12 protein-coding genes are annotated in these 13,140 nt (G+C 32.5%); 9 read left to right on the top strand and 3 right to left on the bottom strand.

Annotated elements, in window-relative coordinates; translation table 11 throughout:
• Window positions 1-286 precede the first annotated feature (286 nt).
• The 7 genes from CD150_RS05045 to CD150_RS05015 all read left to right on the top strand — a co-directional run bounded on the left by CD150_RS05045 (window position 287) and on the right by CD150_RS05015 (window position 9,763).
• Entirely contained in the window at window positions 287-1,771 is a 1,485-nt protein-coding gene (locus tag CD150_RS05045; protein ID WP_046208351.1) for a UDP-N-acetylmuramoyl-L-alanyl-D-glutamate--L-lysine ligase, read from the top strand.
• Window positions 1,761-2,000 (top strand): YueH family protein, encoded by a 240-nt coding sequence (locus CD150_RS05040; protein WP_046208074.1) that lies wholly within the window; start codon window positions 1,761-1,763, stop codon window positions 1,998-2,000. The genes CD150_RS05045 and CD150_RS05040 overlap by 11 nt, the downstream gene beginning before the upstream one ends.
• 12 nt (window positions 2,001-2,012) lie before the next feature.
• Complete coding sequence (locus tag CD150_RS05035) at window positions 2,013-3,575, top strand: peptide chain release factor 3 (protein WP_073342588.1); 1,563 nt, start codon at window positions 2,013-2,015, stop codon at window positions 3,573-3,575.
• A gap of 363 nt (window positions 3,576-3,938) precedes the next feature.
• Window positions 3,939-4,736, top strand: coding sequence for a TerC family protein (locus CD150_RS05030; protein WP_046208076.1), 798 nt, complete (start codon window positions 3,939-3,941; stop codon window positions 4,734-4,736).
• Between the two features lie 190 nt (window positions 4,737-4,926).
• Window positions 4,927-6,681 (top strand): S1C family serine protease, encoded by a 1,755-nt coding sequence (locus CD150_RS05025; protein WP_073342584.1) that lies wholly within the window; start codon window positions 4,927-4,929, stop codon window positions 6,679-6,681.
• 18 nt (window positions 6,682-6,699) lie between these two features.
• Window positions 6,700-8,058, top strand: a complete 1,359-nt coding sequence (locus CD150_RS05020; RefSeq protein WP_073342580.1) for a TrkH family potassium uptake protein — start codon at window positions 6,700-6,702, stop codon at window positions 8,056-8,058.
• A gap of 196 nt (window positions 8,059-8,254) precedes the next feature.
• Window positions 8,255-9,763 (top strand): bifunctional metallophosphatase/5'-nucleotidase, encoded by a 1,509-nt coding sequence (locus tag CD150_RS05015; RefSeq protein ID WP_103161401.1) that lies wholly within the window; start codon window positions 8,255-8,257, stop codon window positions 9,761-9,763.
• Window positions 9,764-9,952: 189 nt separating this feature from the next.
• Here CD150_RS05015 and CD150_RS05010 read toward each other — a convergent pair whose 3' ends face one another.
• Complete coding sequence (locus tag CD150_RS05010; RefSeq protein WP_046208080.1) at window positions 9,953-10,555, bottom strand: CPBP family glutamic-type intramembrane protease; 603 nt, start codon at window positions 10,553-10,555, stop codon at window positions 9,953-9,955.
• A 5-nt stretch (window positions 10,556-10,560) separates the two neighbouring features.
• A complete protein-coding gene (locus tag CD150_RS05005; RefSeq protein WP_002508073.1) occupies window positions 10,561-10,746 on the bottom strand; it encodes a YkvS family protein in 186 nt (61 codons plus the stop codon).
• Window positions 10,747-10,943: 197 nt separating this feature from the next.
• On the opposite strand from CD150_RS05005, the gene lplA reads away from it, so the two are divergent.
• A complete protein-coding gene (lplA, locus tag CD150_RS05000) occupies window positions 10,944-11,933 on the top strand; it encodes a lipoate--protein ligase (protein ID WP_046208081.1) in 990 nt (329 codons plus the stop codon).
• 78 nt (window positions 11,934-12,011) lie between these two features.
• Here the strand turns inward: lplA and CD150_RS04995 are convergent, their stop codons facing one another.
• On the bottom strand, window positions 12,012-12,230 hold the full coding sequence (locus CD150_RS04995) for an IDEAL domain-containing protein (RefSeq protein ID WP_046208082.1): 219 nt from the start codon (window positions 12,228-12,230) through the stop codon (window positions 12,012-12,014).
• 251 nt (window positions 12,231-12,481) lie between these two features.
• On the opposite strand from CD150_RS04995, the gene CD150_RS04990 reads away from it, so the two are divergent.
• Window positions 12,482-13,045 carry a competence protein ComK gene (locus CD150_RS04990; RefSeq protein ID WP_046208083.1) on the top strand — a complete coding sequence of 188 codons (564 nt, stop codon included), beginning with the start codon at window positions 12,482-12,484 and terminating at the stop codon, window positions 13,043-13,045.
• The last annotated feature ends 95 nt before the right edge of the window (window positions 13,046-13,140 follow it).

Below are 13,140 nucleotides of genomic sequence, written 5' to 3'. Positions count from 1 at the left end.
ATATCATGATAAATTTAGATTGTTCTATATTTATACCATACCACGCATGCTTTTAAAATAAGTCATCTTAAAAGAAATTAAACAAATAAAAAAGAAAATCTACATAATTAATTACATATGATTAACATTTTAAATCTAGTTTATACTTACGGTAATTATAATGTTTTTAAATAAAAACGAAAAAAATATATAATGGTAGAGAAAAGGCAAAATGCAATATTAGTTTCTATAAAATCACTTGAAAATGTGTATAATAGAAGTATTGGAAATAAAGGAGCGGTTAATGTTGAATGCAAACGAGTTGTTTAAAAAAATTAGAGTTAAACAAGTGATTGGAACATTAGATATGAATGTGAATGATATAACAACGGACTCGCGTACAGCTAAAGAAGGCAGCATATTTGTTGCTTCTAAAGGTTATACCGTCGATAGTCATAAATTTTGTCAAGATGTTGTGAATCAAGGCTGTAAAGTTATTGTGGTAAATCATGAACAACTGTTGAAAGGTGATGTAACGCAAGTTATCGTTCCTGACACGTTGCGTGTTGCTAGTTTACTCGTAAATGTATTATTTAATTATCCAAGTAAACAACTTACTACATATGGTGTTACCGGGACAAATGGCAAAACATCTATAGCAACAATGATACACCACATATATAGAAAATTAGGTAAAGGTAGTGCTTATTTAGGTACAAATGGTTTTCAAATTAACGAAGAAAAATCTAAAGGTACAAATACAACTCCTGAAACAGTTGCGTTGACGAAAAAAATTCATGAGGCTGTAGAACAACAAGCACAAGCTATGACTTTAGAAGTATCAAGTCACGGATTATCATTAGGACGCTTAAGTGGTGTTAATTTTGATGTTGCTGTGTTTTCAAATTTAACGCAAGATCATTTAGACTTTCACGGTACAATGGAAGCTTATGGTCATGCCAAATCATTATTATTCAGCCAGTTAGGTGAAGATTTATCAAAAGAAAAATATGTTGTTTTAAATCAAGACGATGAATTCTCAGAATATTTAGCTTCAGTTACACCTTACGAGGTGTTTACGTATGGCATCAAAGAACATGCACAATTTAAGGCTGAAAATATTCATGAGTCTTTACAAGGTGTAACATTTGATTTTAATACACCTGAAGGTACATTTCCTGTGAAGTCACCATATGTAGGCATCTTCAATGTCTCTAATATTATGGCAGCAATGATAGCTGTTTGGGCAAAAGGTGCTACTTTAGAAGAAATTATTCAAGCGGTAGAAAACTTAGAACCAGTTGAAGGTCGACTTGAAGTTTTAGACCCAAAATTACCAATTGATTTAATTATAGATTATGCACACACAGCAGATGGTATGGATAAACTTATAGATGCAGTGAAACCTTTTGCAAAACAGAAATTAATTTTCTTGTGTGGAATGGCTGGAGAACGAGATATGGGGAAAACACCAGAAATGGGTCGTGTCGCTTGTAGAGCGGATTATGTTATTTTTACGCCTGACAATCCAGCAAATGATGATCCAAAAAAATTAACAAGTGAACTTGCTAAAGGCGCAACGCATAGTAATTATGTTGAATTCGAAGATCGTGCGGAAGGGATCCGTCATGCTATTGAAATTGCTAATCCTGGTGATACAGTTGTCTTGGCGTCAAAAGGGCGTGAGCCTTATCAAATTATGCCTGGTCATGTAAAAGTACCGCATCGAGATGACTTAATCGGTTTAGAAGCGGCTTATAAAAAGTTTGGCGGTGGTCCTGTTGAAAATTAAGCCTATAAGTCTGAATGGTGTAACAGTTCGTAGTTATATTTATAAAAATGATGATGCTGATGTCTTACTTATGGCAATACCAGACCTCAATTGGTCATTAGAAATTGATACTTCGTTAAATGATGATGATATCAAGGAGGAACTTGTGATACACTTGTTTACGTTACTTGATGAGTCAACAGCAGTACAAATTGCTGATGATATTGGTCAATCGATATTTGAGAATTAAAGGAGAGAACAAATGAGTATAAAGGAAGAAGTAGAATCCAGAAAAACTTTTGCGATTATTTCACATCCTGATGCTGGTAAAACCACATTAACAGAAAAGTTACTGTTATTTGGTGGGGCAATAAGAGAAGCAGGGACCGTAAAAGGTAAAAAGAGTGGTAAGTTTGCGACAAGTGACTGGATGAAAGTTGAACAAGAACGTGGTATCTCAGTAACGAGTTCAGTGATGCAATTTGATTATGATCATTATAAAATCAACATTTTAGATACGCCAGGACATGAAGACTTTTCCGAAGACACATATCGAACATTAATGGCAGTGGACAGTGCTGTAATGGTTATAGACTGTGCAAAAGGAATTGAACCTCAGACTTTAAAACTATTCAAAGTTTGTAAAATGAGAGGTATTCCTATTTTTACGTTTATCAATAAGTTAGATAGAGTAGGAAAAGAGCCATTTGAATTGTTAGATGAAATCGAGTCTACACTGGAAATCGAAACGTATCCTATGAATTGGCCAGTGGGTATGGGACAAAATTTCTTTGGTATCATTGATCGAGATACACGTACGATTGAGCCATTTAGAGATGAACAAAATGTATTACATTTAAATGATGATTATGAACTGGAAGAAGATCATAACATTAAAAATGATAGCGCCTTTACACAAGCAATCGAAGAATTAATGTTGGTAGAAGAAGCAGGAGAAACATTTGATAATGAAGCTTTGAGAAATGGTGATTTAACACCAGTGTTCTTCGGATCAGCATTAGCAAACTTTGGTGTAGAAAATTTCTTAAATGCTTATGTTGATCATGCACCTATGCCAAGTGCACGACAAACGAAAGAAGATATTGAAGTTACACCTTATGATACGGATTTTTCAGGCTTTATTTTCAAAATTCAAGCCAATATGGATCCCAAACACAGAGATAGAATTGCTTTTATGAGGGTAGTTAGTGGCGCTTTTGAACGAGGTATGGATGTTACCTTACAAAGAACGAAAAAGAAACAGAAAATAACACGTTCGACTTCGTTTATGGCTGATGATAAAGAAACAGTTAATCACGCAGTTGCTGGAGATATTATAGGTTTGTATGACACAGGTAATTACCAAATTGGAGATACATTAGTAGGTGGCAACCAAAAATTCAGTTTCCAAGAATTACCGCAGTTTACACCAGAATTATTTATGAAAGTTTCTGCCAAAAATGTCATGAAGCAGAAGCATTTCCATAAAGGAATTGAACAATTAGTTCAAGAAGGCGCAATTCAATATTATAAAGCATTGCATACCAATCAAATTATTATTGGTGCGGTAGGTCAGTTGCAATTTGAAGTATTTGAACATAGACTTAAAAATGAATATAATGTCGATGTCATCATGGAACCAGTTGGTCCAAAAATTGCAAGATGGATTGAAAATGAAGAAGATATTAAAGATAAAATGAGCTCTTCTCGTTCTATTCTTGTTAAAGATGTTTATGATAATTACGTTTTCTTATTTGAAAATGAGTTTGCAACGAGATGGTTTGAAGAAAAATTTCCGGAAATTAAATTATACAGTTTGTTATAATATGATTAATTGTGTATAATACTATATTATTAATAGAATACCTATGACTTTGTAGTCGGAGGGGAGTAACTCAACTGTTTTTAAGGAGATATATGAGATAGTAATATTTTTGTGAAATGTCTGTTTTATATATCTTTTTAACATAGTCATTTTGTCGTCATTACGAAACGTTAAACGTTTCCGGTAAAATGGGCAGAAAAATACTGTCGAGTGAGACCTTTGCTTATAAATTTTACAAACATACAAAATATATAAAGCTAAAAGTTTAATTTACTATAGGCGTGTATATGATTGAAAATGTGTGTAGCATTTACTTAGCTTAGGTCTCTATTTTTATGTAAAAAACTAAAGGAGTTGTCCTAAATGGATCCGAGTTTAATTTTACCTTATTTATGGGTTCTAGTAGTACTGGTATTTTTAGAAGGATTATTAGCAGCAGATAATGCTGTCGTAATGGCAGTCATGGTTAAACACTTGCCTCCAGAACAACGTAAAAAAGCATTGTTTTATGGACTGTTAGGCGCATTTATTTTCCGTTTTATTTCTTTATTTTTAATAAGCATTATCGCACATTTTTGGTGGATTCAAGCATTGGGTGCAATTTACCTATTATACATGTCCATTAAGAATCTCATATCATTCTTTAATGAAAAAGATCACCAAAAAGAAGATGGTACGGATGACCACCATTATGATGAGTCAGGTGAGGAAATACATGCAAGTCCAAAAGCATTTTGGGGTACAGTATTAAAAGTAGAATTTGCAGATATTGCCTTTGCGATTGACTCTATGTTAGCTGCACTTGCTATTGCAGTAACTTTACCTACTGTTGGTATACACTTTGGTGGTATGGACCTTGGACAGTTTGCAGTCATGTTCTTAGGTGGTATGCTAGGTGTAATCATCATGCGTTTTGCTGCCACTTGGTTTGTAAATCTATTGAATAAATATCCTGGTTTAGAAGGTGCTGCATTTGCAATTGTCGGCTGGGTAGGTATTAAATTAGTAATAATGGTGTTAGCGCACCCAGATATTAAAATATTACCGGAACATTTCCCACACAGTGTATTATGGCAATCTATTTTCTGGACGGTTATGATTGCACTTGTGATTATTGGTTGGTTAACTTCTGTTAAAAATAATAAAAAAGAACATAAATAATATAAATAAGTCTGAGCATAAAAACTATGTCTCAGGCTTTGTTTTATTTTTCATGAGATAAAGTTAGAATTTTTTACTAAAAGAGACTATAATCTGTAGTATGCTAACTTTATATGACAAAATAAAGCAGAAAAATTATATTTGATATGTCATAATAGAATTGCAATCAAAAGTAATAGGGGGGCTTATTGTGACGCAAAATAAAAAACATGTCATCCCAAAAGTAAAGTATGGACGCAAACGACGTGAGTACTTTCATAACGAGGAACGGGAACAACGTGTGCAACAAGAACGTCAAGCTAGAAAACAGCGTGAAGAAAAGGCTGAAATACTTGCTAAAAATAATGAAGAACGTGTGAAAGAAAACTTAAGAAAAGCACGTATTGAAAAGCTTACACAAGAAGAAATTCAGCAACAACAAGCCATTGCCGCTGCGCGGAACTCAAAACATACACCAGAGAGAACAGAAAACGATGAGTCAACCTCAGCGGACAATATCCATCATCCATACAATGAAAACGAGAACATAGCAGATGAAAAAAATAATATAAATTCAAAATCATCACATGTTGAGAATGTGGCTCAAAATGACAGTGCACAATCAAATGAACAACATGTCCCAGCTGAAAAACAGCAGGAAGAAAACTTTTACTCAGAGAATGCACAACAATCTAGAGTTGATGATTATTTGAGTAATGATGAACAAGCATCTTTCCAAATGAAGCACCAAAAAAGTGCCAGTGAACACTCGAATCGTAACAATGAAACTAAGCATGAAAGCACAGCTAACACTTCTGATAAAGTTAAGGCTTTCTTTATCGAACATTGGGCAAAAATTTTAATTGTTGTTGCAGTTATTGTTTTACTTACACTTATACAAGCTATATTCAAAAATGTTGATGAAAATGGTACTTCAAATGATAGCGTGTTTAACGATAATCAAAATAAAGATAAAACTTATACAACAACAATGAAAAGTGCAAACAGTGCAATTCATTCAGTAGTAACTGTTGAAAATGATACAAGTGATGATAGAACTTCTGCCGAAAAAGAGACACAAGAAGCAGGTAAAGAAAATGAATTAGGTTCAGGTGTCGTCTACAAAAAAGTGGGCGACTCTATTTTTATTATGACCAACGCACATGTGGTTGGAGATAAAAAAGAACAGAAGATTACATATGGTAATGATGACTATGCGATTGGAAAAGTTGTTGGCACGGATAAGTATTCAGATATCGCCGTTGTTAAAGCTAAAGTAAAATCGGATAGTAAAGTGAAACCGATTAAAATAGGCGATTCCAGTACTTTAGTACTAGGTGAACCAATTATAGTCGTAGGAAACCCTCTAGGTGTAGATTTTAAAGGAAGTATTTCTGATGGTATTATTTCAGGTTTGAACAGACATATACCAGTGGATATCAATAAAGACGATCAATATGATGTGTTAATGAGTGCTTTCCAAATAGATGCACCTGTAAATCCGGGTAACTCAGGTGGAGCCGTGATTGATAGAAATAGTAAGTTAGTAGGTATAGCATCCTTGAAAATAGATATGGATAATGTTGAAGGTATTGCCTTTGCTATACCGGTCAATGACGCTGAAGACATTGCCAAGCAATTAGAAGATAAAGGTGAAGTTAAATATCCTAATACAGGTGTGAAGATTGCTAATATTAGTGAGGTTGATGAAGCTACCAAACAATCAATTAATTTACCAGAAGATGTTAAAAAAGGCGTGCTAGTAGGTGATGTTAAAAAAGATTCATTAGGTGAAAAATCCGGGTTGCAAAAAAATGATGTCATAGTAGAATTAGATGGTAAAGCATTAGAAGATAATCTTAGATACAGACAAATTATTTTTAATCATAAAGATGATTTAAAAACGCTATCAGCTAAAATATATAGGGATGGTAAAGAAAAGGATATTAAGATTAAACTGAAGTAACGTTGAGGTGAAGAAACGTTGTCCATTTTCAACCAATTGTTAAAAAAATCAAGTCCTCAACAAGGGATTGTAATGTATTATATCGCGGCAATTATCGTGGCATTTTTAATGCTGAACTTGCCGTTTGTCCATAAGTCCAATGTCTCTGTAGATCCAATTGATTCCTTGTTTGTTGCTGTGTCAGGTGTCAGTGTAACAGGGCTAACGCCAGTTAACATTATTGATACTTACACAACATTTGGCCAAGTGGTTATCATGCTGATACTAAATTTAGGTGGTATTGGTGTTATGGCCATTGGAACTATGCTGTGGGTTGTCTTAGGTAAACATATTGGTATGCGTGAACGCCAATTAATCATGCTTGATAATAATAAACATACGATGAGTGGTACTGTGAAATTGATTTTAGATATTGTTCGAACAATCATTATCATAGAACTTGTTGGTGCATCATTATTAGCATTTTATTTCTATAGAGATAACCCCGACATTCAATATGCAATTATGCAAGGATTATTTGTATCGGTATCAGCAACAACAAATGGTGGGCTTGATATAACTGGACAATCACTTATACCATATGCAAATGACTATTTTGTGCAAACTATTGTTATGTTTTTAATCATGTTAGGTTCAATTGGCTTTCCTGTATTGATAGAGGTGAAAGCATATATCAAAAATCGAATTCCTAATTTTAGATTTTCATTATTTGCAAAAATCACAACGGTAACTTATTTTGGTTTGTTTATTTTCGGCGTATTAATTATCCTTTTATTCGAACATAACCAAGCTTTTCAGGATATGAGTTGGCACAAATCGCTATTTTATGCATTATTCCAATCAGCCACCACAAGGAGCGCAGGGCTTCAAACTATTGATGTAAGTGGTTTTGGAGAAGGTACGAATATCGTTATGGGTATACTGATGTTTATAGGTTCATCCCCAAGTTCTGTCGGTGGTGGGATTAGAACTACGACGTTTGCGATTTTAATATTATTCCTATTAAACTTTAGCAACCAACCTGAAAAAACGTCTATCAAAGCATTTAATCGTGAAATTCACATAACTGATGTTCAACGTTCATTTGCTGTCTTTATCATGGCTAGCATATTAACTTTTACGAGTATGATTTTTATACTGGTTGTTGAAAATGGAAAGGTTTCATTTTTACAAGCGTTTTTTGAAGTTATGTCGGCATTTGGAACTTGTGGATTATCATTAGGTATTACTGGTGATGTGAATGATATGAGTAAAGGTGTCTTGATGGTGTTGATGCTAATTGGCCGTGTTGGTTTAATCAGTTTTATTATTATGATTGGTGGACGTAGAGAACCTGATAAATTTCATTATCCTAAAGAACGCGTACAAATTGGTTGATTGTTAAATGTAAATCTGAACTGAATAGTTTGTGAAACAATGGTGCCAGTACATCTAACAAATGATGTACTGGTGCTTTTAGTTTCAGGATAAAAGCGTATAGTTGGCAAATACTCACTGTTGATGATATATGTTTATTATTATTTCAAGCTATTTTAGAAACGTGTTAGACTAATATTAATGAGGGGAGAGGCGTATGAAAAAAAGTGAAAAAATCGCAATAGACATTATCACTACTTCTGATATGCATAGTTATTTTCAAAGTGGTGAGAATAATTCCAATATTTATAGAGCAGGATCTTATGTTAAAAGTATTAGAGAAACAAATGATCACGTTATTTTATTAGACAGTGGTGGTAGTTTAGCAGGTTCGTTAGCAGCATTTTATTATGCAGTTGTAGCACCTTATAAACGTCATCCAATGATAAAATTGATGAATGCTATGCAATACGATGCAAGTGGTATTAGTCCTAATGAATTTAAGTTTGGCCTGTCATTCTTTTCAAGGGCAGTATCATTGTCTAGGTTTCCATGGTTATCGGCAAATATTGAATATAAACGCACAAAAGAACCATATTTTTCTACACCATATACAATTAAAGAAATAGAAGGTGTAAAAATCGCAATAGTGGGTTTGACTTCAGATGGGCTAATGGAGCGTGAACATTTTGAAATGGAAAATGATGTACGAATTGAAAAAACATTGCGATCTTCTAAACGCTGGATTCGATTTATTCATGAAAGCGAAATGCCAGACTTTTTAATTGTTATATACCATGGTGGACTAAATCAACTAAATAAAACCTCTAATGAGCGTGAGCAAAATGTAAATGAAGCGGAAAAAATCATGCAGACCCTAGGCGTTATTGATTTATTAATTACTGGTCATCAACATCAAACGTTTATCGGTAGAGATGATCAGACGCTTTATGTACAAGCAGGACAAAATGCTGAACAACTTATTCATGTGAAGATTAACTTTAAAAAACGCACAAATTCGTATGAATTAGAAGATGTCAATTCTAAAATTGTGGATTTAAATCATTATCCAGAAGACCAAGCATTATTAGATTTGACTTTTTATGATAGAAAAACGGTTTGTAATTGGAGTGAAGAAAGCATAAACGAAAATGCTTTTTCAGCAGAGGTAAATGGTTTGAGTGATGTTATAACAAAACCTCATCCATTCACACAGTTATTACATGATAGTATTCGATTAGCCTATGATTATGATATATCTTGTGTACACTTACCAACGAGTGGTGAAGAGGGGCTCAATGGCATCATTACAAATGAAGATTTATTTAATGCCTATCCTCATCCAGATGTCCCAGTTGATTTAACAATGAAAGGTCAACAGATTCATGATATTTTAGAGTATTGCTATTCACATATAGCTTTTAGTGACGGCGCATTGAGCTTAACAATCGTAGATGAAACCTTATGTACGTTTTGGCAAGGTGTTAACTATACAATAGATATGAATGCAGAGCCATACCATCGTGTGACATTGGAAAATATTAAATTAGACCACATGTATCGTGTAAGTATGACTGATTACTGCTATAGAAACTATAAGCAATATTTAGAAGATGCTGTCATTCATGAAACGGGTGAAATTACGATGGTTGAATTAATTGCTAGAAATTTAAAAGATAATGACTACCACATCGAACAAAAACAAACATTTAATGTTATTATTTGATAAAATTTATGTGATATAAAAATCTCTTAAAACCAAAGAAAACGCCAATTTCTATATTATTCAATAGAAATTGGCGTTTATTTTCATTCAGAGACCTTTTATGCCCTCATCTCTTTCAAACTGTGGGGTATAAGCTGTAAAATCTTAATCTTTTTTACATCATTCATAAGCTTGTGTTTCTATTTCAATTTATCCGTGGAAAATTAATAGAATAACTACTGCAACAATTTGTGCTATGACAGTCGTAGCAATTCTACGCGTATAATAATAACTTAATGAAAGCACAATTTGAACGATGAATACAAAGAAAACAATCCACATTTTATCTAGATAGAAAAATAAAGAAGCAGAACAAATTGCTGTTATTAATACGCTTAACCACATTGGAATGTTTAATTTGAGTAGTTCTTTTTGTAATACAGTTCTCATATAAAGTTCATGACACGGTATCACAAATAATAAAGTAACTAACATTTGCCATTTAAAGTATACACCTGTTCGCGTTAACTCTTTAATCAGTGATGCGTACTGAATATCTGATGAGATAGCTGCTAAAACTAGCTGTATAATAATGAGTACGATACCCGTAATAATACCTATCCCTAGAGATGTTAATAATCTTTTTGATTCAATATCTCTTTGGTAAAATATATAACTGATACCTGCGATAAGCATGATACCAGTATAAAGGTACCAGTATTCTTGCTTTTCACCCCACATGATATATAAAATAATGTGAAATACGATGAAGCTTACAATAAACCAGATTAAAGCGTTTGAAATTCTATTCATATAAACTATCCTTCTTGTTCGACGATTGTATATCGCTTGTGATTGATGACAGTTTTTTCAGGCAGGTCTAGATCATTGAAGTTTTCCATAATTGTTAAATCTACAATTACAGAGTTATCATTAATTTTTTCTACGCGGCCTTTTAACCCGTCATAAAATTCTACTATATTTCCGACTTCTGCGACAGTCATATTGAATCCTCCCTAGAAATGCTAACTAGATAGTATTATACAAAAAAACGACAGACAAATAAACAAATAACCTTTAAATATACAGTTATCATTCTTTTTTTAGAAAAATTAGTATAAATCAGTTAAATGATTGGCATTTTTAATGAAAATATTGCATAAATAAGGTAAGGGTATTAAGAGGAAAAGGAGTGCAGTATATGAAATTTATTAGTAATAATGATATTACAGATCCAACATTAAATTTGGCAATGGAAGAATATGTATTAAAGCACATGCCGAATGACGATAGTTATTTTCTGTTTTATGTCAATCGTCCTTCAATTATTATTGGCAAAAATCAGAATACGATTGAAGAAGTGAACCAACCTTATATTGATGAACATGGTATAGATGTAGTCAGACGTATTTCAGGTGGCGGTGCTGTGTACCATGATACAGGCAACCTAAACTTTAGTTTTATAACGGATGATGATGGCAATAGTTTTCATAATTTTAAAAAGTTCACTGAACCTATAGTGGAAGCATTGAAATCACTTGGATTAGATGCAGAAATGAGTGGCCGAAACGATATTCAAATCGGTAAAGCTAAAATTTCCGGTAATGCCATGGTCAAAGTAAAAGATAGAATGTTTAGCCATGGTACTTTAATGTTAAACAGTGAATTAAATGAAGTTCAAAATGCCTTGCGTGTGAATCCTGCAAAAATTAAATCGAAAGGTATTAAATCTGTGAGAAGTAGAGTTGCTAATATCTCAGAATTCTTAACTGAACCATTAGATATTGATACTTTTAAAGAAATTATTTTAAAAACAATATTTGGTGAGGCTACACAAGTTGAAGAATATAAGCTTTCAGACGAAGATTGGGCAAATATAGAGCAATTAAGTAATGAAAAATATCGTACTTGGGAATGGAATTACGGTAGAAATCCTAAATATAATTTTGAACGAGAAGAAAAATTTGAAAAGGGATTTGTTCAAATTAAATTAGATGTTAAAAAAGGAAGAATTGAACATGCTAAAATTTTCGGTGACTTCTTTGGTGTGGGAGACGTTACTGAATTAGAACATGCATTGGAAGGCACATTGCATGACTTTGATAGTATAGAAGAAGCATTAGCAGATTATGATATCTATCACTATTTTGGAGATATTGATAGATATGAGTTAATCAGATTAATGTCTTAAATAAACAATATAAAAGGTCTATTCGCTAACTTTAATTAATTAGTGAATAGACCTTATTTTAAATATATGACAACTAAATTAACCAACGAGATATGCCTCCAAATGTTTATATTCTTCTGTATAGCGTTTGAAATCATTCTCGTTTTTATTTTTAAGTGCATGATCGATGAGATTTTCTAATTGTTGCTTACGGACATTCCTTAACGATTCATCAATGATTAATTCGATACCTAAGTCATTAATTGTTGATACAAAAGACTCTAAAGTATTGTATTTTACATGTGTATTATGTTTCATTATCAACACAACCCCTCTATCTATATTTAAAATACATTATACAAGGTTTTGATTTTTAAATCAACGAATATTCTGACTTTTCCGAAAAAATAAGTGTAAAACGAAACTTTCAATAATTAAAAAATAGAAAAAGATTCGTAACTAAAATTTAATTGTAGAATATATAGAAAATATTTTATAATATAAGTTGATTTTAAAATGATGATAGTATATTATTTGAGTATCACCAAAATTGTAAGGAGGTTACAACTATGATTCAACCGTATATTATTAAAAAAGGTGATATGTCATTGCAACCGTGCCATTTACCCGTTGGCCAATATGAAGGTACAAGAGTGCTAAGGTATAAAGAAGATGAAAGTACAATAAAAGAACGTACCCACAAAATTATTGACCGCTCTTGTAGATTTTATGGTAGTAGTTATGTTTTTAAAAAAGAGGATACCATTCGAATTACAGGTATTAGCAGCAAGCCCCCGATTTTATTCACTCCTTTATTTCCCACTTATTTTTTTCCAACACATTCTGATAGAAAAACACAAAATACATGGATTAATATCCATTATGTTCAAAGTATTAAATCACTCAAAGATAAAAAATGCAAAGTGAACTTTGTTGATAATCAATCTATCGTTGTAAACATTTCAGCTCATAGCATGCAACATCAATATTTAAATGGTATTTATTATTATTATATGATGGATAGAGCGGCAAGAGTTGCAACTTTTGATCCAGAATCTCCTATAGATTATACAAAACCACAATTAAATATATATGAAGCACTTGCTAAGTATTCTTTGTTTGAAAGTAAATAGTAAAGTTTATTAAAAATATTAATGTAAAAGTGGAATATGCGGAATATTATATTAATTTAGTGTAAATGTTCTGCATATTTTTTTACGATATCTCT

The organism is Staphylococcus ureilyticus, assembly GCF_002902235.1.
Lineage (GTDB): Bacteria > Bacillota > Bacilli > Staphylococcales > Staphylococcaceae > Staphylococcus > Staphylococcus ureilyticus.
This window is presented reverse-complemented; position numbering and strand designations above follow the sequence as displayed.